This window comes from Paenibacillus glycanilyticus NBRC 16618 (assembly GCF_004000805.1).
GTDB classification, from domain to species: Bacteria; Bacillota; Bacilli; order Paenibacillales; family Paenibacillaceae; genus Pristimantibacillus; species Pristimantibacillus glycanilyticus.
The window spans coordinates 43441-69713 of the sequence record NZ_BILY01000036.1; the positions used below are offsets into that span (position 1 = coordinate 43441).

26 protein-coding genes and 1 riboswitch are annotated in these 26273 nt (G+C 51.5%); of the genes, 3 read left to right on the top strand and 23 right to left on the bottom strand.

All coding sequences use genetic code 11. The features are described from left to right. Positions 1-10 precede the first annotated feature (10 nt). Complete coding sequence (locus tag PGL01S_RS31050) at positions 11-292, top strand: hypothetical protein (RefSeq protein ID WP_174806594.1); 282 nt, start codon at positions 11-13, stop codon at positions 290-292. A gap of 360 nt (positions 293-652) precedes the next feature. Here the strand turns inward: PGL01S_RS31050 and PGL01S_RS23710 are convergent, their stop codons facing one another. Then, complete coding sequence (locus PGL01S_RS23710; protein WP_127497004.1) at positions 653-1951, bottom strand: alpha-glucosidase/alpha-galactosidase; 1299 nt, start codon at positions 1949-1951, stop codon at positions 653-655. A 186-nt stretch (positions 1952-2137) separates the two neighbouring features. On the opposite strand from PGL01S_RS23710, the gene PGL01S_RS23715 reads away from it, so the two are divergent. Further along, on the top strand, positions 2138-2992 hold the full coding sequence (locus tag PGL01S_RS23715) for an AraC family transcriptional regulator (protein ID WP_127497005.1): 855 nt from the start codon (positions 2138-2140) through the stop codon (positions 2990-2992). A 71-nt stretch (positions 2993-3063) separates the two neighbouring features. On the opposite strand, the gene spoVT is transcribed toward PGL01S_RS23715, so the two are convergent. The 21 genes from spoVT to PGL01S_RS23820 form a co-directional block, all read right to left on the bottom strand. Further along, positions 3064-3603, bottom strand: a complete 540-nt coding sequence (spoVT, locus tag PGL01S_RS23720) for a stage V sporulation protein T (protein ID WP_127497006.1) — start codon at positions 3601-3603, stop codon at positions 3064-3066. Positions 3604-4094: 491 nt separating this feature from the next. Further along, positions 4095-4280 (bottom strand): type II toxin-antitoxin system antitoxin, encoded by a 186-nt coding sequence (locus tag PGL01S_RS23725; RefSeq protein ID WP_127497007.1) that lies wholly within the window; start codon positions 4278-4280, stop codon positions 4095-4097. A gap of 12 nt (positions 4281-4292) precedes the next feature. Then, positions 4293-5165 carry an SPFH domain-containing protein gene (locus PGL01S_RS23730; RefSeq protein ID WP_127497008.1) on the bottom strand — a complete coding sequence of 291 codons (873 nt, stop codon included), beginning with the start codon at positions 5163-5165 and terminating at the stop codon, positions 4293-4295. Positions 5166-5287: 122 nt separating this feature from the next. After that, the gene (locus PGL01S_RS23735) at positions 5288-6394 is read right to left on the bottom strand and encodes a peptidylprolyl isomerase (RefSeq protein WP_127497009.1); all 1107 of its coding nucleotides are present in this window, start codon (positions 6392-6394) and stop codon (positions 5288-5290) included. A gap of 128 nt (positions 6395-6522) precedes the next feature. Next, the gene (gene mfd, locus PGL01S_RS23740; protein ID WP_127497010.1) at positions 6523-10050 is read right to left on the bottom strand and encodes a transcription-repair coupling factor; all 3528 of its coding nucleotides are present in this window, start codon (positions 10048-10050) and stop codon (positions 6523-6525) included. A gap of 126 nt (positions 10051-10176) precedes the next feature. Next, positions 10177-10407 (bottom strand): anti-sigma-F factor Fin, encoded by a 231-nt coding sequence (fin, locus tag PGL01S_RS23745; RefSeq protein ID WP_012772040.1) that lies wholly within the window; start codon positions 10405-10407, stop codon positions 10177-10179. A 63-nt stretch (positions 10408-10470) separates the two neighbouring features. Continuing rightward, entirely contained in the window at positions 10471-11031 is a 561-nt protein-coding gene (gene pth / locus PGL01S_RS23750; RefSeq protein ID WP_127497012.1) for an aminoacyl-tRNA hydrolase, read from the bottom strand. 126 nt (positions 11032-11157) lie between these two features. Next, a complete protein-coding gene (locus PGL01S_RS23755; RefSeq protein ID WP_127497014.1) occupies positions 11158-11811 on the bottom strand; it encodes a 50S ribosomal protein L25 in 654 nt (217 codons plus the stop codon). A 60-nt stretch (positions 11812-11871) separates the two neighbouring features. Beyond that, positions 11872-13272 (bottom strand): bifunctional UDP-N-acetylglucosamine diphosphorylase/glucosamine-1-phosphate N-acetyltransferase GlmU, encoded by a 1401-nt coding sequence (gene glmU, locus PGL01S_RS23760; RefSeq protein ID WP_127497017.1) that lies wholly within the window; start codon positions 13270-13272, stop codon positions 11872-11874. Positions 13273-13500: 228 nt separating this feature from the next. Then, positions 13501-13785, bottom strand: coding sequence for a septation regulator SpoVG (gene spoVG, locus PGL01S_RS23765; protein ID WP_012772036.1), 285 nt, complete (start codon positions 13783-13785; stop codon positions 13501-13503). Between the two features lie 129 nt (positions 13786-13914). Then, positions 13915-14310: a RidA family protein gene (locus PGL01S_RS23770; RefSeq protein ID WP_127497020.1), complete on the bottom strand. Its 396-nt coding sequence runs from the start codon at positions 14308-14310 to the stop codon at positions 13915-13917. A 62-nt stretch (positions 14311-14372) separates the two neighbouring features. Next, on the bottom strand, positions 14373-15197 hold the full coding sequence (gene purR / locus PGL01S_RS23775) for a pur operon repressor (RefSeq protein WP_012772034.1): 825 nt from the start codon (positions 15195-15197) through the stop codon (positions 14373-14375). Positions 15198-15278: 81 nt separating this feature from the next. Beyond that, on the bottom strand, positions 15279-16133 hold the full coding sequence (ispE, locus tag PGL01S_RS23780; protein ID WP_127497022.1) for a 4-(cytidine 5'-diphospho)-2-C-methyl-D-erythritol kinase: 855 nt from the start codon (positions 16131-16133) through the stop codon (positions 15279-15281). 126 nt (positions 16134-16259) lie between these two features. Further along, positions 16260-16445, bottom strand: coding sequence for a small, acid-soluble spore protein, alpha/beta type (locus PGL01S_RS23785; protein WP_012772032.1), 186 nt, complete (start codon positions 16443-16445; stop codon positions 16260-16262). A 155-nt stretch (positions 16446-16600) separates the two neighbouring features. Then, the gene (gene veg, locus PGL01S_RS23790; protein WP_012772031.1) at positions 16601-16876 is read right to left on the bottom strand and encodes a biofilm formation stimulator Veg; all 276 of its coding nucleotides are present in this window, start codon (positions 16874-16876) and stop codon (positions 16601-16603) included. A gap of 155 nt (positions 16877-17031) precedes the next feature. After that, entirely contained in the window at positions 17032-17925 is an 894-nt protein-coding gene (gene yabG / locus PGL01S_RS23795; protein ID WP_127497025.1) for a sporulation peptidase YabG, read from the bottom strand. A 1311-nt stretch (positions 17926-19236) separates the two neighbouring features. Next, the gene (gene rsmA / locus PGL01S_RS23800; RefSeq protein WP_280525717.1) at positions 19237-20133 is read right to left on the bottom strand and encodes a 16S rRNA (adenine(1518)-N(6)/adenine(1519)-N(6))-dimethyltransferase RsmA; all 897 of its coding nucleotides are present in this window, start codon (positions 20131-20133) and stop codon (positions 19237-19239) included. Between the two features lie 5 nt (positions 20134-20138). Beyond that, positions 20139-20684 carry a ribonuclease M5 gene (rnmV, locus tag PGL01S_RS23805; protein WP_127497027.1) on the bottom strand — a complete coding sequence of 182 codons (546 nt, stop codon included), beginning with the start codon at positions 20682-20684 and terminating at the stop codon, positions 20139-20141. A gap of 155 nt (positions 20685-20839) precedes the next feature. Continuing rightward, on the bottom strand, positions 20840-21973 hold the full coding sequence (locus PGL01S_RS23810) for a resuscitation-promoting factor (RefSeq protein WP_174806595.1): 1134 nt from the start codon (positions 21971-21973) through the stop codon (positions 20840-20842). A 244-nt stretch (positions 21974-22217) separates the two neighbouring features. Beyond that, positions 22218-22427, bottom strand: a riboswitch (cyclic di-AMP (ydaO/yuaA leader). Positions 22428-22610: 183 nt separating this feature from the next. After that, positions 22611-23384: a TatD family hydrolase gene (locus PGL01S_RS23815; protein ID WP_127497030.1), complete on the bottom strand. Its 774-nt coding sequence runs from the start codon at positions 23382-23384 to the stop codon at positions 22611-22613. Between the two features lie 30 nt (positions 23385-23414). Continuing rightward, on the bottom strand, positions 23415-24710 hold the full coding sequence (locus PGL01S_RS23820) for an HD domain-containing protein (protein ID WP_127497032.1): 1296 nt from the start codon (positions 24708-24710) through the stop codon (positions 23415-23417). A 284-nt stretch (positions 24711-24994) separates the two neighbouring features. On the opposite strand from PGL01S_RS23820, the gene PGL01S_RS23825 reads away from it, so the two are divergent. Next, complete coding sequence (locus PGL01S_RS23825; protein WP_012772023.1) at positions 24995-25249, top strand: AbrB/MazE/SpoVT family DNA-binding domain-containing protein; 255 nt, start codon at positions 24995-24997, stop codon at positions 25247-25249. A 122-nt stretch (positions 25250-25371) separates the two neighbouring features. On the opposite strand, the gene rsmI is transcribed toward PGL01S_RS23825, so the two are convergent. Next, positions 25372-26259 (bottom strand): 16S rRNA (cytidine(1402)-2'-O)-methyltransferase, encoded by an 888-nt coding sequence (gene rsmI / locus PGL01S_RS23830; RefSeq protein ID WP_174806596.1) that lies wholly within the window; start codon positions 26257-26259, stop codon positions 25372-25374. Between the last annotated feature and the right edge of the window lie 14 nt (positions 26260-26273).

Here is a 26273-nt window from a genome sequence, read left to right on the forward strand (position 1 = left end):
GATATTCGAAATGAAATATGATTGGAAAAAGAACGACAAGCCGCTTTATCTGCCCAAAAATTCCCCTTCCGTCATCGAAGTCCCCGCAATGAACTATTTCATGCTGAATGGCAAAGGCAATCCCAATCACCCGGAATTCGCAGAGGCGGTCGGAGTACTCTATTCCTTGTCCTACACCGTAAAAATGCTCAGTCCAGGATTGTATCTCTTTCGGTTGCTGTTGCCGTCTAAAAGCTTGAATAAGATCGTAAACGAGGCTTTTAGACGGCAAAGGCAAACGCTCCGCTCGTGAAAGAGATACAATCCCTCCCCTCCATCAATTGCTTTATAAACAGCAATAGGCTGCCCATTAAACCGGGCAGCCGAATTATTTTAGGGACGGCCTGAGTCCACCAGGCCGCCCAGAAAAAATTAGGCCGCCCAGTATGAGTGGGCGGCCTAATTTACCTATAAAAACCGCGCTTTGTGCGGTTTTTGATCGCGTTGCGATCGATAGATAGGGAAAGGGTATGTAGCTCGTGGAGGAGCGTAGCGTTTGCCTTTGTGGACCCGAATACTCGTTATACGAGTTCATTCAATATTCGGGGCCGCAACAGCAACCGGAAGGAGCTACATTCCCTGCCCCCGCCCACCATCGATCACCAAGCAAGCATCACTTAAATGCCGGCAGCCAATCCCCATGAGCCTCGATCAAATCGTCGCACAAAGCCACAATATCATCCATGGACAGCTCCGCCGAAGTATGAGGATCCAGCATAGCGGCATGGTAGATATGCTCTTTCTTCTGCGTCAGCGCCGCTTCAATCGTCAGCAGCTGCGTATTGATGTTCGTGCGGTTAAGCGCAGCCAGCTGCGGCGGCAGATCGCCGACATACGTCGGATTGATGCCCGAGCGGTCAACAAGGCACGGAACCTCTACGCAAGCTTCCTTCGGCAGGTTGGTAATCAAGCCGGTGTTCATAACGTTGCCGCCGATTTTGAACGGTTTGCCCGTTTCAATGGCCTCCATAATATGGGAAGCGTATTCATGACTGCGTTTGTGCTCGATATTGCTGTTGGCAAGCAACGATTCACGCATATTATTCCAGCCTTTGATCTGCTCGACGCAACGGCGCGGATACTCATCCAGCGGAATATTAAAGCGCTCGATTAGCTCCGGATAATTGCGCTTGATGAAGTACGGATGATACTCCGCGTTATGCTCGGACGACTCCGTGATGTAATAGCCGAACTTCAGCATCATTTCGAACCGGACCATGTCATGATGCTTCTCCTTCTGCTTCTCCGCCGCACGGCGCTTAATCTCCGGATACAGATCCACGCCATCCTTCTTCACTTCAAGCAGCCACGCCATATGGTTGATGCCCGCAATCTTGGATTCCACTCCCGTAGCGTCCATTTCCAAGCTTCTGAACAGATCGGACACGCAAGCCTGCACGCTGTGGCACAAGCCCACCGTTCTAACGCCGCCCGCCGTCGACAGCACGTTCGTCAGAACCGCCATTGGATTGGTATAATTCATGAACAGAGCGTCCGGACATACCTCGCGCATATCCTTTGCGAAATCAAGCACGACCGGAATCGTGCGCAGGTTGCGGAAAATGCCGCCGATACCAACCGTGTCGGCAATGGTCTGGCGCAGCCCGTATTTTTTCGGAATCTCAAAATCCGTAATCGTACAAGGATCGTAGCCGCCGACTTGAATGGCGTTGACCACATATTTAGCTCCGCGGAGCGCTTCTTTCCGATCGGAATAGGCTTTAACGACACAGCTGCTTCCGAGGGATGCTTTCATATTCAACAGCAGCTGCTCGGAATCACGCAGCCGTCCCGCGTCAATATCGAATAAGGCAAGCTCGAAGCCTTGCAGGGCCTCCGTTGACATTACGTCACCAAGAACATTTTTCGCGAATACCGTGCTTCCCGCACCTAGAAAAGTAATTTTAGACATCTTTGCTTCCGCCTCCGTTTTCGTAAAAGGAATTGACTCCTCCACTATATATCCGAAGCAGGCAAGCGAACATGGCAAAGCCTCTTATTTATTTGTCATAATCCCATTTCCTTATGACGAGCCGCGCCGCCTTGTTTATAATAAAGAAATAAGCTGTGTACCATCCGCATTGGAGGGAACCGCCCTATGCCGTTAACCGAAATTTATCTGCCCAGTCCGGCAACAGAGCGTTATATGGACTTAAGCCTGCTCTTTTGGGGCAAGCAGGATTGCGATCCCGGACATTATTGGGGTCCCGGTCTGCGCGATATGTATATTATTCATTACATCCACAGCGGCACCGGTCAATTCCGGTTAGGCGAGCTCAGCTATGAGCTGCATGCCGGCCAAGGCTTTCTTATCATTCCGGGCTCGCTTGTGTATTACAAAGCTGATGAGGAGAACCCCTGGACTTACTCCTGGGTAGGACTTAAAGGACTTCATGCGAAATCGCTTCTGCAGCGGGCCGGACTTAGCTCCGCAAATCCGATATTTGACGCGACGGAGCAGAAGGACTTTTTCGAATCCGTCTATGAGCAATTCCATCAAGCCCTTGAAGATCATCCCGGCAGCGCGGATCTATTCAGTCAAAGTCTTCTGTACCAGTACATGGCCCGGCTGGTTGCCTGCAATAAGATGCCCTCTGCCCCGGCGCATGCCGTTAATACGAAAGAAGCCTACATCAACAAAGCGGTTGCCTTTATCGAGAACAGTTACAGCCTTCCGATCTCCGTTCAGGACATCGCGAATTTCGTGGGGCTCGACCGCACTTACCTGTCCGGCTTATTCAAAGCGCAGCTGGGGGTCTCCTTGCAGGCCTTCCTGCTCCGTTTCCGGATGAACCGGGCCGTTGAGCTTCTGCATCACCAAGAGCTTACCATTGGCGACATCGCCCGCTCCGTCGGATATACCGATCCGTTCCTGTTCTCGAAAATGTTCAAGAGAGTGATCGGAAGCTCTCCACGGGCATCCCGGGACCATATCAACCGCACCGCCACATAAAAAGGCTTGGTTTCCGTTACGATGCAACCTGCAGTCGGTTAACGGGAACCAAGCCTTCATTTTCGCCCTTATTATTGTTCCATTTGTTTTGCCAGGAAGCCTGCCGCCGTCTCCACCATTTTGGTTTCCATCTGCGACATTTTAACCGCTTCGTCTTTGCTGAGCAGGACAACGGTGCCGATTGGATCTCCTCCTGCAACGATTGGTGCTGCTACATAAGCGGAGTATGTGTCGTGCATATCCTTAACGATCTCGTATGTGCCGGAAGTGCCTTCAATCGTCTTGCGGTTATCCATGCAGCCTTCCAGAATCGAGCCGATCTGCTTCTCCAGCAGTTCTTTTTTCGAAGCGCCGGCTACGGCAATAACCGTATCGCGGTCGGTAATGAGGGTAACATGGTTGGTGCTCTCGAATAAGGATTCGGCATACTCTTTGGCGAAGTCGCCAAGCTCACCGATTGGAGAGTATTTCTTCAGGATTACTTCACCATCGCGGTCAACAAATATTTCGAGCGGATCTCCTTCACGGATACGTAAAGTACGGCGGATCTCCTTCGGAATCACCACACGCCCGAGATCATCGATGCGACGTACAATTCCAGTTGCTTTCATTTCTTGTTGCCCCACTTTCCTAGAGGATTTTAAGTCACTGGATACGATTAGCCTTCATAACAAGCGATTGCCGCCCACCTGGTCCATAACCCAAGGATTAAAGCGTTCTCGCGGAAAAAGAATGATTCAGCTAGCGGAGCGCCTATTCTAAAGCTGCCGTTATGCTGGTTGTGTTTCGGCGGCTCTTATGTCTAGCGCGTTCGATAACGAATTCTTTTGTGAATCTGACCATAGTATTCATCGGCTCCCAATTTCTTATGCACGGCCATCCGCCGCTTCCCGCGGGTTTCCTGCTGAAGCCAGGCAATCTCGGACAGATGTGTAAGACAATCCGTAAAGCACCATTTAAAGCATTCCCTTCTATGCCAAAAACCTTGCTTCATTTCCTTCTTTTTAATAATTAACCCCACTAATTGTTCCACGTGAAAAAATCCATACATGAGAAAACCGCCGTTCCACCCTTTAAAAGATGGAACGGCGGCTGCCAAACATCACTCATTATTAGCCGGATTCTTGGGCGCTGGATTAGGCAGCCTTCCGGCTTTGCCAAGCGCCTCCCGGAGCAAAAACTCGATATGCCCGTTCACGCTGCGGAATTCATCATTCGCCCATTGCTCGATGGCACGGTGTAAATCTGGATCGAGCCGGAGCGCAAAAGCTTTCTTTTCTTTCCCCATTGGACAGTCCTCTTAGGAGTACAGCGTGCCCGTATTAATAACCGGCGTTGCCCCCCGGTCGGATACAATGGCAACCATCAGATTGTTGACCATTGCCGCGCGACGCTCCTCATCCAGCTCGATTCCGTTCTCCGCCAGCTGCTTCAATGCGGAATCCACCATGCCAACCGCGCCTTCCACAATTCTTTGGCGTGCCGATACGATTGCAATCGCCTGCTGGCGCTGCAGCATCGCGTTTGCGATCTCCGGCGCGTAAGCCAGATGCGTCAGGCGGGTCTCCAGCACTTCTACGCCGGCTACAGCCAGTCGATTCTGCAGTTCATTCATCATCTCCGCCGCTACTTCATCCGCATTGCCGCGCAGCGACTGCTGTGCGGAGTCGGTGAAGGTATCGTAAGGATATTGGGCAGCGATATGGCGAACAGCCGTCTCGCTCTGAATTTCCACGAAGCGCTCGTAGTTATCCACGTCAAAGGAGGCCTTAGCGGTCTCCGTCACTTTAAATACTACAACGGCGCCAATCTCAACCGGATTGCCTTCCGCGTCATTCACCTTCAAGGTCTGGCTGTTGAAGTTGCGGACTTTCATCGACACCTTCTTTTTGTTCGTGAACGGTACTACAATCCACAAGCCGCTCATACGGACCGTACCTACGTACGTACCGAAGAACGTAATCACCTTCGCTTCATTCGGCTGAACGATTGTAAGCGAGGATATTGCCACGATAAAGACCACCTCAAGCAATATCCCAAGAACAATCAGGAAAACGTTCGGGTCCAGCTGATCGGAGCCAAATATAATAAGTGCGATACCTCCGGCAAAAGAAATTATCGCGGCGAGCAATGCGAGGAATCCATTTACGTGCCAAGCCTTATATTCCTTCATAAGAACACCCCTTATATTGTTTTGATATAATTATGATATCACTTTTTACAAATACAAGAAAGTGTTTCATCAAAAAAAGCTGATCCATCATTTGCATGATGGGATCAGCTTTCTTTAAAGTCTTATTTAGCTGCCGGGGATTCCGATGCAGCCGGGGATTCGGACGCCGCTGGGGACTCCGAAGCACCTGGCGATGCAGAAGCACCTGGCGATGCGGATGCTTCAGGAAGCGTGATTTTCACGTCTTGCTTCGGCATTTCGTCCGTCATGAACGTATTCATGTGGTTGTAAGCCACTACGCTTTGTACTTCTTGCTTCTGCTCGGCCGTAATTTTGTCGTACGCTACTTGGTCGCGTTTTTCAACTTCGATAACATGGTAGCCGTATTCGGTCTCAACCGGATCACCGATTTTGCCTACTGGCTGCGTCAGAGCCGCATTTTTGAAGCCCTCTACCCAATCCGAAGCTTTCGCGTCCTTGTATTCGCCGCCGCTATCCTTCGAGCCTGTATCATCGGAATACTGTTTCGCAAGAGCTGTCCAATCTCCGCCTGCATCAAGCTTCGCTTTCACTTCTTTTGCGCGGGCCAGAGCTTCTTCTTTCGTGCGGAGCGTCTTCGTGGAATCCGAAGGGTCCGTTGTTGCTACGAGAATATGACGAACGGTTACCGGATTGTAGTTGCCGATGTTTTTTGCGTACTCGGCTTTCATCTCGTCGTCCGTTACCTTCGAATTCATATGCTCAACCACAACCAGCATCAGGTTGAGGTAGGTTCTTATGTCAGCTGTCGATATTTTTTTGTCATCAAGCTTCTTTTTCACGTCGGCGTTCGTTTTAAGCGTATCTTCAAAGCTCTTCATTTGCTCGTCCGTTTGATCGCCTGCTTTTTTAAGCGTTGCTTCCGTAGCTTGCTTGGCAAGGATCTTGTACGAAATGAATTGCTGCAGCAATTGCTCCTTGAATTGCGGGATTGCAATCACTTGCTCGTAGCCCGGCTGCATGATGTTGAAGATATCCAGGTACTTGTTGAACTCTGCTTCTGTGACGTTGCCGTCTTTGTAGGTTGCAACGACAGTACCTTTGCCTGCCCCCGCGAAAGTGAGGCCCGTGGAGCCGCCCTCGTTATCTTTCTTGCCTCCGCAAGCCGCCATGATCGTCATGACCAGCACTGCCGCGATCACGAGCAGTGCGCTTCTGCGCCATGTCGATTTGCGTTTTGTGTGCAACATGTTGAATCCCCTTTCAGATTGAGAAGTTTATTGTATTGTAACAGAAAACGACAAGGCTTGACCACAAGGTTGTAACAGCTGCCCCGCGCAAGGAGGAGCAGCCCGGCATTCGAAGCGCTGATTTATCCTCAGCTTTTTGCGTCCTGCAGCGCTTCTTCGCCTTTTCTCGCATCCTTGAATTTCTTCAGGAAGCCCTCAAGAAGCTGGACCTTCTGATCCATCTCAAGCCCTTTGCCGCGCAGCAGAAGCGTTGGATACTCATCCTGAATTGCGCCTTGGCGGAACCGGTTCTCGTACTGCACGCACAGCTGATCCACCAGCTTGCGGTCAATCCGCTTCTTCTCGCGTTCGCTGAAGCGGACGATAAGGTCATCGCCCTTCTGGCTGATCTGTTCAATGCCGTATTGCGTGCCGTATACCTTAAGCCGCGCAACCGAGAGCAGATTGTCCACGGCCTGCGGCAGATTGCCGAAACGGTCGATCAGCTCCTCTGCCAGATCCTCCGCTTCGTCAATCGACGTAACGGTAGCCACCTTCTTGTAGATCTCGATCTTCTGGATGCTGTCGTAAATATAATCGGAAGGCAAGTAAGCGTCGATGCTGACATCGATCAGCGTGCTGACGCGGCGCTCTTCCTTCACTTCCACGCCTTCCATCTCCGCCTTGCGCTTCGCAATTTCGTCAGCCAGCATCTGCGAATACAGATCAAATCCGACGGAGGCGATAAAGCCATGCTGCTCCGCTCCAAGCAAATTACCCGCTCCGCGGATGGAAAGGTCGCGCATCGCGATCTTGAAGCCTGAGCCCAGCTCCGTAAATTCCTTGATCGACTGCAGGCGCTTCTCCGCCACCTCGGTGAGCACCTTGTCCCGTTGATAGGTGAAATAGGCGTAAGCAATCCGGTTCGAACGGCCAACCCTGCCCCGCAGCTGATACAGCTGGGAGAGACCCATTTTGTCCGCATCGTGCACGATCAGCGTATTTACGTTCGGAATATCGACGCCTGTCTCGATAATGCTCGTGCTGACTAGCACGTCGGACTCGCCGTCCAGGAAGTCCAGAATCGTCTTCTCCAGCTCCTGCTCCGACATTTGGCCATGACCGACCGCAACCTTGGCATCCGGCACAAGCGCATTGATCTGCTCGGCCATCTGGTAAATCCCTTGCACGCGGTTATACAGGTAATAAACCTGCCCGCCACGGGCAAGCTCCCGCTCAATCGCTTCGCGCACGAGCGAGGTGCTGTATTCGACGACGTAAGTCTGCACCGGGAAACGGTTCTCCGGCGGCGTCTCGATGACCGACAAATCGCGAACGCCCAGCATAGACATATGCAAGGTCCGCGGAATAGGCGTAGCGGTCAGCGTCAGTACGTCGACATTGGTCTTCAGCTTCTTGAGCTTCTCCTTATGCGACACGCCGAACCGCTGCTCTTCGTCGACGATAAGCAGACCCAAGTCTTTAAAAATAACATCCTGCGACAGTAAGCGGTGCGTGCCAATCACTACATCGACCGTACCCGCCTTCAAGCCCTTCATCGTATCGTTCTGCTCCTTGCGGGAACGGAACCGGCTTAATACCTGAATGTTGAACGGATATCCGGAGAATCGTTCCCGGAAGGTTTCGTAATGCTGCTGGGCAAGAATGGTCGTTGGCACTAGAATAGCTACCTGCTTCCCTTCGATTGCCGCCTTGAAAGCGGCGCGAACCGCCACTTCGGTCTTGCCGTAGCCTACATCGCCGCAGAGGAGACGATCCATCGGCTGCGGCTTCTGCATATCCTTCTTGATCTCTTCGATCGCCCGCAGCTGATCGCGCGTCTCATCGTAAGGAAACATCGCTTCGAATTCGTTCTGGTAGGCCGTATCCTGGCCGAAAGCGAATCCGGGCGCCGACTGACGCTCCGCGTACAGCTTGATCAAGTCATCGGCAATATCCTGAACGGAAGCGCGGACTTTATTTTTCGCCCGCACCCATTCGCTGCCGCCCAGCTTATTGATCTTCGGCTCCTTCTCTTCGGAACCGACGTATTTCTGAATCATGTCGACCTGCTCGACCGGCACGGACAGCTTATCGCCGCCGGCATACAGGATATGCAGGTAGTCCTTATGAATGCCGCCGATCTCCAGCGTGCCGATACCGACGTATTTGCCGATACCGTGGTTCTGGTGAACGACGTAATCGCCGACCTTCAGCTCGGTATAGCTCTTGATCCGCTCGGCATTGTCGATCTTCTTATCCATCCGGCGCGCTTTGCGCTGCTTCTGCGAGAACATCTCGCCTTCCGTAATAATGACAAGATGCGAGGAGGGCAGCTCAAAGCCGGATTGAAGATTACCCTCAATCAGGATCGGAGGCTCGATATGGTAATCCTGCAGCACGCGGCGGATCCGGTCGAGCCGCTCGGCGTTGCCGCCCAGCATCATCACCTTCGCGCCGGTCTTTTTCCACCGCTCCATCTCCGCCTTGAGCACATTCATCTGCCCATGGAAGTTCTGCATCGCACGGCTCGTCATATTCAGAATATTTTGAGGCTGCGAATGCGGGATTTGACGCAGGAAAAGCGACATAAACAGCGTTTGGAACTTCCGGTGATGCAGAATCTCATCCGATTCCCGGGCAAGCGTAAAGCTTGGCAGCGATTTGCCGTTGGAGAGCAGATGGGTCGACCATTCCGCCTCATCCCGCTCCAGTTGGCGGCCCGTCTCGATCAGCCTTGTCGGCTCATCCAGGATCAGAACCGTATCCTCCGGCATATAGTCCAGAATGGTCTGTCTTTCCGGGTACAGCAGGGATATATATTTATAGATTTCAGGAAAATAGACTTGCTCCCGCAGCTTCTCGATCTCGCCGCCGATTTCCTGACGGAGGCGATCCTTCGCCATGCGGTCCGTCATTTTGTCGAGCTGCTGGGCAAGAAGAGTCGCCGCATGCTCCGCTGCAGCGCTAAAGCGCCGCTGGTCGGCAACGATCTCCTGACAAGGCGTTACGGTAAACGCCTGCAGGTTATCAAGCGAACGCTGGTCGGATGGGTCGAAGGTGCGAATGGAATCTACCTCGTCTCCAAACCATTCGATCCGGTACGCGAGCTCCGCCGTTAGCGGATAAAAGTCCACGATACCGCCCCGTACGCTCATCTCGCCTTTGGACTCCACGCGGTCCGCGCGGACATAGCCAAGACCGGTCATTTGGCGCAGGAAATCATCCAGTTCAATCGTGTCGCCAACCTTTACCGTAATCTTGGCATCGGACATAACCCCTTTAATCGGCTGATAGCGCCGAATGCCGGAGAACGGAACGACAATAATCCCGCGGAAGCCTTCGGACAGCTTGATCAGCACATCCATGCGCTGCGCCAGCGTCTCAGGACTTGAGATCGCCGCTTCGGCAGCTACCAGCTCGTTCGCGGGATATAACAATACATCATCGGCAGAGATGCATTCCTGCAAATCCTCTGCAATTTTCTGTGCGGCATACATATTATGCGTGACAACAAGCAGCGGACGGTCTAGATCATCCTTCACCGCCGCAACGAGTACTTGCCTGGAAGAGCCCGCAAGTCCCGATATCATCTGTTCGCGCATTCCTTTGCGGACGCCGGCTATAATCGATTGTACATCCGGATCCGCGGCAAAAGCCTGTACTAACGCTTTCAATCGTGAAGGCACCCCGTTTCTATACACAAGACAAAAGGCAAAGAAATAGAAGCTTTATTTTACAATAGGAATCATCGAAAAGAAGCCTCAGCCGAATGCCAAGGCTACGAACGCTATTGCGTTACATTACTGCAGCGGATTTACGACGAGCAAAAGCTCCGGGTTTGCTTCCAGCGCCTCGCGGCAGTAGTCGCAAACAACCTTAACCGTAATATCGCCGTTCGAGTTATACGCTATTATATCGCTGCGCTCTTCGGGGGTCAAGAAATGGAAACCGAGCCGCGACTCTGAAATTTCCTTCTCCTCTATCGTCCCCATCGGCGTCCGGCAGTGCCGGCAAATATAGTTCACAGCCATATGTATGCCTCCTGAAGAATAGTTATACCCTTCAGTATGCCCGTTTTGTCCGAGCTTAGGCGGTTACTTGTTAAACTTGGCCATCGTATTGTCGAAGCTCGCCTTCAGACTATACTCCACCGCGTCGCAGGCCTGTTCAATCATGCTCTTCAGCGCTTCCTGCTCGCTCTTCGGGAAATTATCGAGCACGTAGTCGGCAATGTTGCGGCCCGGCTGCGGACGCGAGACGCCCATTCGGATCCGGTTGAACTGCTGCGTGCCCAAATGCTGAATAAGCGACTTGATGCCGTTATGGCCTCCTGCGCTGCCCTGATAACGAAGCCGGACTTTACCGACCTCCGTATCCATATCATCGTAAACAATAAGTCCGTCTTCCAGATCAGCCTTGAAGTAATCCATGAAGCTCCGGACAGATTCCCCGGACAGATTCATATACGTCATCGGCTTAATAAGGACAACCTTCGTGCCTTGTACATTTCCTTCGCCGATCAAAGCCTTGCATTTGCTCTGCGTCACTTGAATGTTCCAGCGCCGAGCCAGCTCGTCTATGACCATAAAGCCTACATTATGCCGCGTGCTTTGATAGGTTGTGCCGGGATTCCCCAGCCCTACAATCCACTTCATGCTATCCTGCTCTCCAATCTCATTTTGCGTATGTCTATATTCATTCTACACGATGGGCAATATTCCCTGCACGAAAGGAAGAAACGGTATCTTCCCGCGGAGGGCAGATACCGTTTGTCCATTCCTTTATTTTGCGAAATCAACCTCGTGCATTTGCGCTTCCGTGGAACGCGATACCGCTTCCTTCGCTTCCACTTCCTGCGCCTCCGCTTCCTCAGCCGTGAGGTCCTTCTGAGGTACCAGAACCGTCACGAGCACCGCCGAAGGATCGGTCATAATCGTTACGCCAGCCGGAGCCTGAACGTCTCCCACCAGATAGCTGCTTCCCATCAGAAGGCCGGTTACGTCAACCGGAATCGAATCCGGAATGCTTCCCGGCAGGCAGCGCACCTCCAGCTCATGCAGCAAAGCCTGCACGATGCCGCCCTCGCGCTCGCCCTGCGAGTCCCCAACCAGATCGATACGGACATGAGTTGTTACTTCCTCATTCATATTGATTTGCTGGAAATCAACATGGATCAGCTTACGCGACAGCTTCTCGCGCTGTACGTCGGCAATCATGACCGACTGTTTGCCCGCGCCCGGAATGTCCAGGTCGATGACCGCATTCGGATGGGAACGCAGCAAAGCGAGCAGCTCCTTCTCCTGAATGGCCACGGAAGCCGGGGAAGCGAGCTGCTTGCCGTAAACGACGCCGGGTACCCGGCCGCTTGCCCTCAAGCTGCGGAGTTCGCTCTTCATGGTTGTATTTCTTTGTTCTGCCGTCATTGCTATGGACATCGGGATAGGAACCTCCTAAAAAGTCAATTTCCATATCACTTTGCCCAACTGCTGGAAAACCTATTCTTTCTTGCTTCTTTCTTTCTTCGCTTTCGCGCGGGCACGGATCTTATCCGCATAACCGGCTTTGTTCTCCTGACGCTGACGAGCAATCGCCAGATCCCCGGAAGGAACGTCATGAGTGATGGTCGATCCGGCTACGACGTAAGCGCCCTCGCCAAGCTTCACCGGTGCGATCAGATTGACGTTGCTGCCTACAAAAGCATTGTCGCCGATCTCCGTAATCGCTTTGTTGAAGCCGTCGTAATTGACCGTAATCGCTCCGCAGCCGATATTAACGTCTTTGCCGACTACAGCATCGCCCACATAGCTCAAATGCGACACTTTGCTGCCGTCGCCAAGCGTAGCGTTTTTCAGCTCGACGAAATCGCCGACCTTGCAGCCCTCGCCAAGCTTCGAGCCCGGACGCAGGTTCGCGTAAGGACCAACCGTGCTGTCCTTGCCCACAACCGAATCGGCAACCGTCGAATATTTTACGGCAGCGCCGTTTTGAATCTCGGAATCGGTGATATCGGCCTGAGGCCCGATTTCGCATTCCTCGCCGATAACCGTTTTGCCGCGCAGAACGGTGCCCGGATATATAATCGTATCCGCTCCAATGCGCACATCGGCTTCAATGTACGTATTCGCGGGATCAATAATCGTTACACCTTCAATTAAATGCCTGCGGTTAATACGCTCGCGCATGAATCGTTCGGCATCCGCCAGCGCTACGCGGTCGTTTACCCCAATCGCTTCCGCCAGGTCCGGCGTGCAATAAGCTTGAACCGTATCGCCTGCATTGCGGAAAATACCGATAACATCGGTCAAATAGTATTCGCCTTGCGCATTCTCGTTCTTCACTTCCGCCAGAGCCGCGAACAGCTTCTTGTTGTCGAAGCAATACGTACCCGTGTTGATTTCCTTCACGGCTGCTTCTTCGGCCGAGCAATCCTTCTGCTCGACAATGCGCTGTACGGCGCCGTCCGCGCCGCGAATAACGCGTCCGTAACCCGTCGGGTTATCGAAGGATGCGGTCAGAACCGTTGCTGCCGCGCCAGTGGATGTATGCAAGGCCAGCATCGATTGAATGGTCTCCGCCCGTACAAGCGGAGTATCGCCGCAAATAACGATCGTTGTGCCTTCCTCCGAACCGAGAAGCGCTTCTGCTTGGCGTACGGCATGGCCGGTGCCCAGCTGCTGCTCCTGCAGCACGTATTCCGCGCGGTCGCCGAGGTAGCCTTTTACCATTTCCGCCCCGTGACCAACGATAACTACCGTCCGCTCGCTCTTTGCTTCATTAACCGTATCGAGCACATGGCCAACCATCGGTTTGCCGCTCACTTGATGAAGAACCTTATATAGTTTCGATTTCATCCGCTTGCCTTGACCGGCAGCCAATACAATCGTCATTACCTTCAATTGAAATTCCTCCTACACTACCTATTTTGAATGTTGTTATTTATAAGTTTGGATGTCCTATGAATAAATTACGCAAAAGTACGCGTTCCGCCACCTTGTAAAAGACTATATCCCATTATACACAAAAAGAAAAGAGAGCCTCACGGCCCTCTTTTCTATTATCCCTTTGTTAAAACGGCGTCCGCCGTCCCGACAAAGGGACGCAATTCCGTTACTTAAAGGATAGGCTTAAGCTCCTTCTTCAATTGCCACTTCTTCCACTGCCGCACGCTCGTATTCAGCGAGTACAGCAGCTTGGATTTTCTCCCGGGTCGTCGAAGAGATTGGGTGAGCGATATCCCGGAATTCTCCATCTGGCGTACGTTTGCTAGGCATAGCCACAAACATGCCATTGTTACCATCGATGACGCGAATATCGTGAACAACGAATTCATTGTCAATGGTGATAGAAGCAATAGCTTTCATACGCCCTTCCGAATTTACACGGCGGAGTCTGACATCAGTAATTTGCACTTGTGTTCACCACCTTTGCCTATCTGAGACTTGGTGTATACTTCCACATTTTTGTGCTAATTCCTTCTGCTTTTTTGGAAAAAAATGCGATATTTAAAATATTTTTTTACAGATAATTTTTTTTCGTTTCTATTCGACAACAGTCGATGCAATGAGCTCGATTTCGACAAGCACATCCTTCGGAAGCCGCGCCACTTCAACCGCGGAGCGTGCTGGCTTATGGTCGCCGAAGTAGGAAGAATAGATGCCGTTAACAATTGCAAATTGATTCATGTCTTTCATAAATACTGTTGCTTTTACAACATTATTTAATGTTACTCCTGCTTCTTCTAATACTGCCTGTAAATTACGGAAAACCTGGTGCGTCTGTTCCTCGATTCCGCCCTCTACCAATTGGCCCGATGCGTCCAGCGGAATTTGACCGGAGGTGAACAGCAGATCCCCCACCTTAATAGCCTGCGAATACGGCCCGATTGCAGCCGGCGCTTTATCTGTAGCAATTACTTGCAGCTTTTTGTCTGTCATTGCGAATTCCCAACCTTTCTATTCATGTAATACAAGCAAAGCGGCTACGCCGCTTTGCTCTTTTATTTGAAATAGTTGCCCGGAATAACTTTTGTCTGCTTCGTCTTCAGATCAACGGCCGTTAATGTCGCAAGCGATACGTAATCCTCGAGCAGGCGCTCTTCATGCTCCACTTCGCCCGATTCTACAAATACGCCCACACCCGCTACGGTCGCCTTGAATTCGTAAAGCAAATCCATCATCCCTTGTATCGTACCTCCGGCTTTCATGAAATCATCAATAATAAGGACGCGGGACTGCTCCTTGAGGGCACGTCTGGCGAGGGACATCGTCTGGATCCGTTTGTTGGAGCCGGAAACGTAGTTGATGCTTACCGCCGAACCTTCCGTCACTTTATTATCTCGTCTTACAATCACAACCGGCAGATTGAGGCAAGCCGCCGTTGCGTAAGCAAGCGGAATTCCTTTGGTCTCAACCGTCATAATCACGTCAATATTTCGGTCAGCAAAAGCTGTCGCAAACATTCGTCCAACATCGGCCAGCAGCTCCGGTTGTCCCAGCATATCGGTCATATACAAATAACCGCCCGGAAGTACCCTCTCAGGCTGTTCCAGTTGGCGGCAAATGTTGTCCATAATCGATAAAGCCGTGGAAGTATGCATCTTAGGCGTATATTTCACGCCCCCTGCAGCACCGGCAAGCGTATTTAATTCACCGAAGCCTTCTTCTTCGAAGACCTCTTTTATAATGGCCAAATCTTCACTGATGGAAGATTTCGCAGACTGATAGCGATCAGCAAATGCTGTGAGCGAAATTAACGTGTGGGGACGACTCAGCAAATATTGCGTCATCTCTACCAGTCTTGCGCTTCGCTTCAATTTTTTCAAAGCCATTCCCCCCACTAAATCCGAATAATATAAAGTCAATATAACATTTTTATACGGATTTAATCAAGAAAAACGTCAGCATTATGTCAGCATTCTTACCACGTAGACTTCCTTGCAGAATCCGCGAAGTCCATTATAGATACGTGGAAGCTTGGCTTCCTTCGAGACTAAACCAAACACCGTTGGTCCGCTGCCCGACATGAGGACGCCATCGGCACCTAACTTTTGCATGCTTTCTTTCAGCTGCAGCACTTCCGGATATAAATCCAAGGTCACATTCTCGAGCACATTGCCGAGTCCGGCGCAGATATCCGTGAAGGACCCGCGTTCAATGGCCGATACCATCTCCTTCGTTGAAGGATGGTTCCTCAGCTCATTGGCACGCAGTTTTCCGTATACATCGGCCGTTGATACGTTAATAGGAGGCTTGGCCAATACGACCCAGCACTGCGGCGGATTGCTGATGCGCTCCAGCTTCTCCCCGCGTCCGCGCGCTATCGCGGTACCGCCCGTTACGCAGAACGGTACGTCGGAGCCAAGCTCCGCGCCGAGGCGGCAAAGCTCGTCCTCCGATATATTTAGCTGCCACAGGCGGTTCAGCCCGCGCAGTGCGGCGGCAGCGTCGCTGCTGCCCCCGGCCAGCCCCGCGGCTACCGGAATCTTTTTATCCAGATGTATATATACGCCCTTACGGACGTCGTAACGCTCTTTGATCAGACGCGCAGCCTGGAAGGCCAGGTTCTTCTCGTCAAGCGGTATGTATCCAGCCTGGCTCGATATAATAATCGTATCCCTCGGCAGCTCCTCCAGCTCCAGACGGTCAGCCAGATCGACCATCGTCATGATCATCTCGACTTCATGGAATCCGTCCTCCCGCTTCCGCAGGACATCGAGCAGCAGGTTTATTTTCGCCGGAGCCTTTTCGTAAATTTTCATGGCAAGCTCTCCCGTTCGTTGTTAGCTAAGCAACATTATAACAAACGGGCACAAGAAAAGCTAAGAGGTCAACGCTGGCCTTAAACGCCCCGTTCTCTTAGCTTTTCTGACGGATGTATTTCCAGTCTATTGCTGTCCGTGGTTTCTGGCTGCGGCCTGCTCCGCAAGCTGAATTGCGCGCTTTACCATGTTACCGGCATCCTTTGTGCTAATACCGCCCCAGCCTTCTTGTTCCACCTTGTTGATGAAACCCAGATCCTTCGCCAGCTCGTATTTCAGTTGCTCGGACATGACACTTCTTCTGCGGCCCATGTTCCGTGCACCTCCTGTCCTTAGAAAGGTATGTGATTGCGGTTTAGTATGTGCCAAGCAGACGGTCGCTTATACAGCAGACTGAACTCAAACAACCTCCGATATGAAAAAAAACGCGAATCCAATTGATCCGCGTTTAAGCATGCTGCATGCATCTATTGTTGAATATGGGTGATTCGGACTTGACCTTCGTCATTGCACACGGTCACTTCAACCGACTCTGTCAGTATATCCGCATAACTGTAGGAAACGCGCTTAAACGCGTGAGACTCCTGGTCCAGTTTGACAATGAAAACAGAAGGGTAGATTTCTTCTAACGTGCCGGTGCGTTCGATGGTCTTTCGCCGGCCACCGTTAGCTCGAAGACGGATTTTGGAGCCTACGTGAGCTTCCAAATTGCGTTTAATTTCCAATAGCGCGTTTTTTGCCATTGTCCACTACCACCTCTTTCCTTGTCCATTATAACCAGAAAGAGGAGGTTTGTCAAATGAAGCAAAATATTATATCAGCGTTTTTATTTTCTTGTCAACGGTTTTTTCGCCCATTTTTTCGAATTTGGTGCATATTCTCATAAAAAGTGTACATATTAAGACGTTATCTTCATGCTTGCCGTGGAATGGGTCACTTTTTTCGGCTTCGGCAGCCCCATCCGGTGCCTGCCCATCGTCTCAATTCCGCCTACCCCGTCAATCCCGCTGATAGTCCCGTGAATCACGTCCGAGAGGTTGATCGACTCCCTGACAGACGTATAGCTTGCTTTAATTGCAATATATACAGGATCCAAGGCATGGATCAATATTCTTCCCGGGGAGCTTGCGAAGTTGGAGCCCGACTGCAGCAGCGCTTCAAAATGCGATTGGCATGCGCCGGCTACCACAACAAGCCCATCCATATTCTTTTCGTATTGGCGGGCAACGCGCACGGCATTTACGAAATGCTGCGAATTTTTATAGCTGCTCAGGCTATACAGATCTTCGCCCTCGCGGTTTTTGAGGACTCCGTCATGACCGGTGATCACAACGATATCCGGCTTTACCTGCGGCAGCAAACGATACAGCAGCTGTGCCATCTGCGATTCGTGAGCATGCACGCCATGCGCGGGCACCTTCATCGTTTGGTACAACTGCATGCTTTTCCGTAAGTAGTTGCCGTCTCCGTCCAAATGAAGTACTTTGCCCGGCAATTCGAAATAAGACTGGCTTTGCTGTTGCAAAGCAGCTCGGTCAGGGCTTGATAACACCGTAAGATGCGCCTTCTCCTGCCGCATCCGTTTAAGAGAGTCGTTCACTTTAATCTTCACTTGCTGCCGCGCGCTTGTCGCTTCCGGGTCACGAACAACCGACAAGTCGGGAATTGGCGCATCCGCAAGCAAACGGTAATCCGTGCCTTTCAATAACGCTTGATCGGATCGCATCTCTTCAACTCGGAACAGCACGTCACCGCCATAGGAATTGCGGACGACCAGGTCCCCTTGCTTCATGGGTAAATCACCTCTTCGTCTATCGTATGGGTGGAGGGGGCGGAATGTGCGGAGAAAATTGTGCGTATGGGCTTGGGCGGAGGGCGGGAACGATGGGCGTAAGGCAAGAACATACGGGCTCCGGTTGCCGCATTGAGGGACGGGGTAACTCCCAACGGCCCAACCGAATAAGCTGTACATGCACAAGTGCCGCTTATTCGGTGGGGTTGCCTGTACATTGCTTGAACTATGCCACATGGGTAGCAATGTACAGGCAAAGGCGGACTAAAAACTTTCCAAGGGAAAGTTACTTCGGAAGCATACGCTCCGCTCCTTATGGGAGTTACCCCTTACCCTCTTGCGGGTAGCCTGCGCCTCCCAATTGCCTCCCCACATTCCTCGTGGGAGGCAGAGGCTGCCCGCGCTGCTGCGGCTGGCGCGGCGATATGGCGGGCAGGCGGCGGCGTTGCCTGCCCGATGTTGCGTTGCCTACGCACTCGAGGCCCGCTTTTGCCTGCTGGCAACGAGTGCCTTACAAGCGTGACCCACCTTTGCTCCACGCAGCGTAGTGGCGTAGCAATGCCTGCCTGCGACAGAGCAGCAGGCGGAGAATAACCATCGACGGCATCAGAGCTGCATCTGGGGGCCGTTAGCAAGTCACGCATATAAGGATGATTATATTGCTCTGAAGCACTCTTTGCCGCCTTTGCGCCTCACTAGATGCACATCGCCCACCGCCATAATTAGTCCGTCAACAGGTTGGGAATTGCAAGATCTCTCCGAAGAGTAGTTACTGTTCCCTGAAGCAACGATTTGCGTTATTCCTTAAATTAAACTATCTCTCCCCATTCCCATACTTGCATATTGCCCGGGTAATGGTGGAGCGAGGGTGAGGCCATGTAAGTCGGTTTTTTCATGTTACAGGAGCTTTAAATAGTGTGCTTAGTGATCTTTGTGGGCTGTAGGAGGAAATTTTCATGTTACTGGGGCTCCGGAGGACAAATGAATCGAAGATAAAGCTGTGTAAGTCGGTTTTTCCGTGTTGCTGAGGCCATAGTGGATGGAGCAAACGACAGTAGAGTCGTGTAAGTCGGTTTTTCCACGTTACAGGAACATCCGACAGATCTCAGTGGGATAGCTCTGAACGGATGAGCGGGCTGTTTGGGGGCCACAGTGCCCCCGTAAGGCCCGTGGACCCGCACGGCGCTTCGCAGCCGTGCCAAGGCCCTCCCCTCCCGCCACTCCGGCGGCGGGCGCGGCCACAACAAAGCCGGCGGCGCTAACCGCTCGCCGCCGGCTTAAACAAGCCTCGGCCGCTAACAGCAGGCCGAGCTAACCCCGCCAGCCCGCCGCCAAGAAGGCGCGGCTGATGCGGGCGAACTCGTCGAGGGACAAGGTCTCTCCTCGACGGCCAGGATCAATCTCGCAGCCGATAAGCAGCTGCGTCATTTCCTCGCGGCGTTCCTTGCCCACGAACGCCGTCAGATTGTTCGCCAGCGTTTTGCGGCGCTGGGCGAAGCTCGCCTGGACGATGCGGAAAAAATGCGCCTCGTCCTCCACATCGACCGGCGGCTTCTCGCGCACCGCCAGCTTGATGACAGCCGAGTCTACATTCGGCTGTGGAATAAATACCGTATGCGGCACGATGCAGACAAGCTGCGGCTCGCAGTAATACTGCACGGCTACGCTCAAGCTGCCGTACTCCTTGCCGCCCGGCTTCGCCGCCATGCGCTCCGCGACTTCCTTCTGAATCATGACGACGATGTTCTCGAGCGGCAGACGCTCTTCCAGCAGCTTCATCAGAATCGGAGTCGTCACGTAATACGGCAGGTTCGCCACGACGCTTACGCCAGTCACGTCAGCGAAACGCTCCTCGAACAGCTTTTTCAGGTCCAGCTTAAGCACGTCGCCGTGCACGACCTTCACATGCTCCTCGCCCGCCAGAATGTCGCCCAGAATCGGAATAAGCCGATTGTCGATCTCAATAGCCGTCACCGTGCCCGCTGCCGCAGCCAGATGCTGCGTGAGCGCGCCGATGCCCGGTCCGATCTCAAGAGCGCCCTTCGTCTTGTCGAGTCCGGCCGCGTTTACGATCTTGTGCAAAATATTTTGATCAATCAGGAAGTTCTGGCCCAAGCTCTTCTTAAACGAGAAGCCATACTTCGCGATAATTTCCTTCGTGCGTTTCGGCGTTGCTACCTCAATCGCCTTCATATCGTTTCCGCTCATACCGTTCACTCCTGTCCCTGTTCCATCGTACGCAGAGCCTCCGCGAATTCTTCGCGGGAGATCCGGAAGCTTGTACACCGTTTGAAAAACTGCTTGCCATTCGCATATCCGATTCCAAGCAGCTTGCCCATCTGAAGACGGCGGTTTGCCGCGTCCGGATGGACGATAAGACCCGCTTCCATCAGATCCTCCCAGGTAATGTCCCCTTCCCCCGCCGCCATCTCCGTCCGCAGCTCGGAGAGCGCCTGACGAATCGCTTCGGGGCTTGCGTTCTCGATTCCGATATCGCCTTTGTACATGGCCTTCTCCTGCGGCAGAAAAGCATGCTTGCAGCCCGGCACGCGCCGCGCGACAATTTTGCGAATTCTCTCGCCCGCATGATCGGGGTCCGTAAATATAATAACGCCTCTGCGTTCCATCGCCAGCTCGATCCGGCGAAGCACTTCCTCGCCAACCGCAGAACCGTTCGTTTCGATCGTATCCGCCTCAACGGCCCGCTTCACGGCTACCGTATCGTCTTTGCCTTCCACCACAATAATTTCCTTAATCACAAGCGAACATTCCTTTCCAAAGCAGCAACTTTCGCTCTTCTTTCACCGTCAATGATTATGCAGCCTGCTTAGCATCTCCATACACACAAAAAGAAGAGGCAGCGCCTCTTCTTATAATGGCATATTTAACAATGAAATACGATAGCGTGAAGCCATTAGCTTGCGGTTGGCTTGGTTGGTCCAAGCACGTATACGGTATACCCTTTTTTCCGGCCGAACTTATTGGCATAGCTTGTGCTGTCAAAGTAAACGTCGATCTTGTTGCCATTGATGGCGCTGCCCGTATCCTCCGCTCTGCGGAAGCCAATGCCTTCGATGTACACCCACCAGCCGATTGGAATAACATCCGGATCCACCGCGATCGTACGGCCTTCCTTCACCTTCGCGCCGGAAGCCGTAATGCCGTATCCCGGATGGCTCTCATCCTTGCCCGTAGAAGCTACGCCTGCCGAATAGGCGGTTAAAGTGACATTCTTGAGAATCTTCTTTGCCTTAAACGTTACGCCGCTCTTTGTATAGGAGCCCGTGCTCGCAGCCGAGAGCGTATGTACGTCCTTCTTCGATCCGACCGCTACGACCTGACTGACCGTATGCTTCTGAACGACCTTGTCGACCAGCTTGGAGGAGACAAGAACACCGTTCTCGTACTTTTTCTCCACGCGCTCGATAACGACGCCATTCTTGCCGGATTGCACCAGCTTCTCCTTCCCTTTCTCGAGGGTAGGATCTTGTTTCTTTACGATCGAGAACGGCAAAGTCCGTTCATTCTCTGCTACCTTGGTATCGATGCGGGTAACGGTCACCGTCATTGCCTTCGAAATCTGAGTATCGAGAGACGGGATAACTTTATCTTGATCGCGGACAGGAATATTTAATTTCCCGATCGCCGCCTGTACTGTTTTCTCTGTCGTGTACACCGTCGATGTTTTGCCATCTGCTTTTACGGTAACCGGAACCGCGTACTTGATTTCGATGCGGTCTCCGTCTTTGATGGACGCATTCAGAGGATGAGATACCTCGTCATAGGGTCCAACCGTTATAGCTTGTTCATCCAGTAGGCGTTGCAGGACCCATTGTTTTGTCTTAACAACAGTTTCTTGTCCGTTCACTACTACGGATACGCTCTTATCAGCCGATCCGTACAACAACACCAAAAACATGAAAGTCATAGCGATTGAGATAATTGCACTCAGAACAATTAAACGCAAGTTTTCATGCTTCCATCGCAATGCGAAAGTCATGCTGGATGATCGCTTCCCATGGGTCTCCTTAGCCTGGATCATTCCCACTTCTATCGGTCCTCCTTCATAGCCCCGCCGCCAAACTGTTACGCATGATACTATTGACGCGACTATTAAGTATATTGGCGTGACAAGCACGCTCCAGTGTTACGGCCTCCCACCTCCAAGATTTACCCTGTAAAGACTATTTCCGAATAGCGAAAATCGAAAATAAAAAGAAGCCTTCGACAGAGGATCTGATCGTGGCTTCCTGGGTAATCAAACATTCAGGAAAAGGTGAATACACGAGGTTGATCGCTCTCTATAATCGCTTACGAGGTTAGCTGACGGGTTCGGGCGAGAGAGCTGCCCTATCCGCGGAACGAATGCTCATGGCAATCGCCGCAAAATTCACCCCTGAAGAATTCATACGCCACGCGATGCTTCAAGACGTCTTAACTACGCATCCGCTGTCGTTGGTTCCCCCGCTCTCCGGCTTTCGGAGATTAAGCGCAAACTGGAAATCCAATACAAAAGTTAAAGCTCTGAGAAAAATCATACATTCCTGACCACAGAATTGTAAAGATGCGTTAAAAGACGATTTTAACGAAATTTTAGGATTCTGAAGGCAAATATCGGCGATTCCAACAAGTAAAAAGAGTTTTATCGCCGCTATAGTCCTTATTTCAGCGGTTTTAATCCGTTTTTAAACAATACCAAAACATTTTTTACCGTTTGCGCTTGTAATAACTGCGATTTCCTCCTTGGATTTTCCTGTTATTTCCGCTGCTGCCTCTGCGACCAGGGACACATACGAGCTCTCATTTCTCTTCCCTCTAAATGGATGTGGAGACAAATATGGGGAGTCCGTTTCGATAAGAAGACGGTCAAGCGGAACGTTCGCAAGCACCTCTTTTGGCACCCTTGCATTTTTGAAAGTGACCGGTCCGCCGAACGAAATATAGAAGTTCATATCGAGGCACATTTTTGCCGTTTCCCAGCTGCCGGAGTAGCAGTGCATAACCCCTCCGACTTCAGACGCTTTCTCTTCCCTCAGAATACGGACAATGTCCTCATGCGCATCCCGGTTATGGATGACAATCGGCTTACCCAGCTTCCTGGCTAGGCGAATTTGATCCCGGAATACCCGGTGCTGCACATCCTTCGGAGAGGTATCCCAGTGGTAATCAAGACCAATTTCCCCTATGGCTACAACCTTCGGATGGGCGCAAAGCTGCTCGATCCATTCCAGATCCCCCGGCTCCATGAAAACGCTGTCCACCGGATGCCAGCCAACTGCTGCGTAAATAAAATCGTATTTTTCCGCAAGCTCCATCGTCGTTGGAATTGTTTCGCGGTTGAAACCGATATTGATCATTAAATCGACACCGGCAGCACGCGCTCTTTCGATAACTTCGGCACGGTCGTTGTCGAATTGCGGAGAGTCCAGGTGGGTATGCGTGTCGAATAAAGATATCATCTTAGCTGCAAGCTCCTTCTATATATAGAGTTAAATTTTGAATAATTCCCGGACAGCCCGGCTTAACCGGTCAGCAGCGGCGAGCAGGGGCTCGATCGGGTAATAGATATGATACTGGCCTTGATGCAGTCCGCTGATGGATCGTACAATGTCGGATTTCACCGATATTTCGCTTAAGGTGTTATCTTCGTTAAGCAGCAAAATCGGCGCTTTATCCTCTTTCCCGCCTTTTTTCGCATCGGGGCGATAAATGTCGTAAGGCTGGTCAAACGGGAAATCGATTTCCATATGGTAGTCCGGGTTAAGACCGATCGCGATGAACTCCAGAGCCGCTTCTTCCAATAAAGAATCCCCCGGATCATCAAGCGTAATGTATTTGTAGAGCTGGCGATTGAGGAACCGGTCGCACAACCCGGCGAGCAATGCATCCTTCTCTTCGGTCCATAACGAGAAAATCGTCTGCATGTAGGCCTCGTCCAGCTTCAAATAATCCGGCACCGTAATGCTGCCGTCAAGCAGCTTGTTAATGGGTCCCGGCATCCACGAAAAGGTATAGCCGCTGTCGTACAGCTCCTTGGCCCGGCGGGTGATCTGCCTTAGTATAATCTCCGAGCTCCGGGTAACCGGATGGAAATAAATTTGCCAATACATCTGGTAACGGGACATTAAGTAATGCTCAATGGCATGCATCCCGCTTTCCTTTACGACAATCTTGCCCTGAACGGGACGCAGGACGCGCAAAATCCGCTCCAGGTCGAAGTTGCCGTAGTTGACTCCCGTAAAATAAGCATCGCGCAGCAGATAGTCCATCCGGTCCGCATCCATCTGGCTGGAAATCAGGCTTACAACGATCGGGTTCGGGTACGTCTTGCTGATTACCGAGGCTACCTTCTCCGGGAAATCCTCCGATACGCGGCGCAGCACGCGGTTAACTTCCGTATCCTCCAGCAAAATCGCACAGGTCCATTGCTCATGATGAGTGTCGAATACCTGCTCCAGCGAATGAGAAAAAGGCCCATGGCCAACGTCGTGCAGAAGAGCGGCGCAGAGAGCCAGCAGTCTTTCCTCCGCCGGCCAGCCCGGATACTCGTTACGCTCGAATTGAGAGATGATTTTCCTCGTTATTTCATAAACCCCTAAGGAGTGGGAGAAGCGGCTGTGTTCTGCGCCATGAAAGGTCAAATAAGAGGTCCCAAGCTGGCGAATTCGTCTAAGCCTCTGAAACTCCTTCGTGTTGATCAAATCCCACACCGTCTGATCCTGCACGTAAATATATTTGTGCACCGGATCCTTAAAAACCTTCTCTTCGGTCAGCTGCTGATTCACTCGCCCTTTCAACCCCTTTGTTCATGGTTTCGACACAAAACTCTGGTAGAATGTCGAATACTGTCGTAATATAGTTTCCAAATTGTCGAAGCTGTTGTATTCTATAGTAAGATTAATATGACCTTGCTATAGAGTCAAATTCCCGTAAATATAGGTCTAGTAAGCTCTATTAAAGACTTTCTCGGTTGACTATTATGGGAATCGTTGGTATTATAGTAGCCATAAAAAGAAAAACTATGTCGAATAGTGACGAAATGTAATTTCCTGAGAGGAGAAACAAAATCATGATGAAATCTACTGGTATTGTACGTAAAGTCGACGAATTGGGTCGTGTTGTTATTCCAATCGAATTGCGCCGTACCCTTGGTATTGGCGAGAAAGATGCTCTGGAGATCTATGTAGACGGCGAGCGTATTATGCTTAAGAAATACGAGCCTGCATGTATCTTCTGCGGCAATGCGGAAAACGTATCCTACTTCAAAGGCAAAATTGTTTGCCATATTTGTTTATCTGAGATGCCTTCTCCTGTGACAAAATAAGAAATATAGGTTATAATAGAAATACACCAACTTGTTAATTCTAACCTTTTTATACTCCTTGATGCCTTCCTGTGCTAGAACCCGGCCAGGAAGGTCTTTTTTTGCCCAAATAACGCAGTAATCTAGCGATTAACTGCGTTATAGACTTCCCTCTTCGGCAGGCCACGGTCTTGGGCCGCTTTTTTAATGGCTTCTTTGCGGTCGATGCCTTCATTCTCGTAATGGGCGACATGCTCTTCAAGCCCAAGTGTTGTCCACCAAATCTCTCCGTTATCTCCCGCATCCCCCGATCCTGCAGCTGCCCCTTCAATAATAAGGCAGTATTCTCCCAGGGGAGGATTCTCCTCAAGAAAAGCAAGACATTCGGATATGCTTCCGCGCGCAGCCTCTTCATGGCGCTTAGTAAGCTCCCTAACCATCGCAATCCGCCGATCGCCCCAGTGTTCCAGCATAGCGTCCAGCGTCTTCTTCAGGCGATGGGGAGATTCATACATCATAAGCGTCCCTTCTTGACGGGATAGACGGGTCAGCCATTCGGCAAGCGGCTTTTTATCCCTTGGGGGAAATCCCGTGAACATGAACCTGTCGGTCGGGAGTCCCGATATGATCAGCGCCGATAAGGCCGCATTCGCTCCCGGTATAGGTACTACCTTTATACCCGCTTCCACGGCATCTTTAACAAGGTCAGCCCCTGGATCACTAACGGCAGGCAAGCCTGCATCGCTGACAAGCGCAATAGACTGTCCTTCTATCAATAGACGGATAAGCTCGCTTCCGCTAGCCTGCTTATTATGCTCATGATAGCTGACCAATCTGGTGGCTATCTCGAAATGCGTAAGCAGCTTGCGTGTCTGCCTTGTATCTTCAGCCGCAATAAGCTGCACTTCTTTTAAAGTCCGGATTGCCCGGTAAGTCATATCCTCCAGATTGCCAATCGGAGTACCTACCAAATATAGGATACCATAATCGTTATCCGCTTGATCTTTAAAGCTTTTTTGAATTTGTATCATTGCCTTGCTCCCTC

What these genes read in the sequence shown, in the direction of transcription:
- PGL01S_RS31050 (WP_174806594.1), top strand. Translation starts at nt 11, where the DNA reads ATGAAATATGATTGGAAAAAGAACGACAAGCCGCTTTATCTGCCCAAA.
- PGL01S_RS23710 (WP_127497004.1), bottom strand. Translation starts at nt 1,951, where the DNA reads ATGTCTAAAATTACTTTTCTAGGTGCGGGAAGCACGGTATTCGCGAAA.
- PGL01S_RS23715 (WP_127497005.1), top strand. Translation starts at nt 2,138, where the DNA reads ATGCCGTTAACCGAAATTTATCTGCCCAGTCCGGCAACAGAGCGTTAT.
- spoVT (WP_127497006.1), bottom strand. Translation starts at nt 3,603, where the DNA reads ATGAAAGCAACTGGAATTGTACGTCGCATCGATGATCTCGGGCGTGTG.
- PGL01S_RS23725 (WP_127497007.1), bottom strand. Translation starts at nt 4,280, where the DNA reads ATGGGGAAAGAAAAGAAAGCTTTTGCGCTCCGGCTCGATCCAGATTTA.
- PGL01S_RS23730 (WP_127497008.1), bottom strand. Translation starts at nt 5,165, where the DNA reads ATGAAGGAATATAAGGCTTGGCACGTAAATGGATTCCTCGCATTGCTC.
- PGL01S_RS23735 (WP_127497009.1), bottom strand. Translation starts at nt 6,394, where the DNA reads ATGTTGCACACAAAACGCAAATCGACATGGCGCAGAAGCGCACTGCTC.
- fin (WP_012772040.1), bottom strand. Translation starts at nt 10,407, where the DNA reads ATGGCTGTGAACTATATTTGCCGGCACTGCCGGACGCCGATGGGGACG.
- pth (WP_127497012.1), bottom strand. Translation starts at nt 11,031, where the DNA reads ATGAAGTGGATTGTAGGGCTGGGGAATCCCGGCACAACCTATCAAAGC.
- PGL01S_RS23755 (WP_127497014.1), bottom strand. Translation starts at nt 11,811, where the DNA reads ATGTCCATAGCAATGACGGCAGAACAAAGAAATACAACCATGAAGAGC.
- PGL01S_RS23770 (WP_127497020.1), bottom strand. Translation starts at nt 14,310, where the DNA reads ATGACAGACAAAAAGCTGCAAGTAATTGCTACAGATAAAGCGCCGGCT.
- ispE (WP_127497022.1), bottom strand. Translation starts at nt 16,133, where the DNA reads ATGAAAATTTACGAAAAGGCTCCGGCGAAAATAAACCTGCTGCTCGAT.
- PGL01S_RS23785 (WP_012772032.1), bottom strand. Translation starts at nt 16,445, where the DNA reads ATGGGCCGCAGAAGAAGTGTCATGTCCGAGCAACTGAAATACGAGCTG.
- veg (WP_012772031.1), bottom strand. Translation starts at nt 16,876, where the DNA reads ATGGCAAAAAACGCGCTATTGGAAATTAAACGCAATTTGGAAGCTCAC.
- yabG (WP_127497025.1), bottom strand. Translation starts at nt 17,925, where the DNA reads ATGAAGCAAGGGGACCTGGTCGTCCGCAATTCCTATGGCGGTGACGTG.
- rsmA (WP_280525717.1), bottom strand. Translation starts at nt 20,133, where the DNA reads ATGAGCGGAAACGATATGAAGGCGATTGAGGTAGCAACGCCGAAACGC.
- PGL01S_RS23815 (WP_127497030.1), bottom strand. Translation starts at nt 23,384, where the DNA reads ATGATATCTTTATTCGACACGCATACCCACCTGGACTCTCCGCAATTC.
- PGL01S_RS23825 (WP_012772023.1), top strand. Translation starts at nt 24,995, where the DNA reads ATGATGAAATCTACTGGTATTGTACGTAAAGTCGACGAATTGGGTCGT.
- rsmI (WP_174806596.1), bottom strand. Translation starts at nt 26,259, where the DNA reads ATGATACAAATTCAAAAAAGCTTTAAAGATCAAGCGGATAACGATTAT.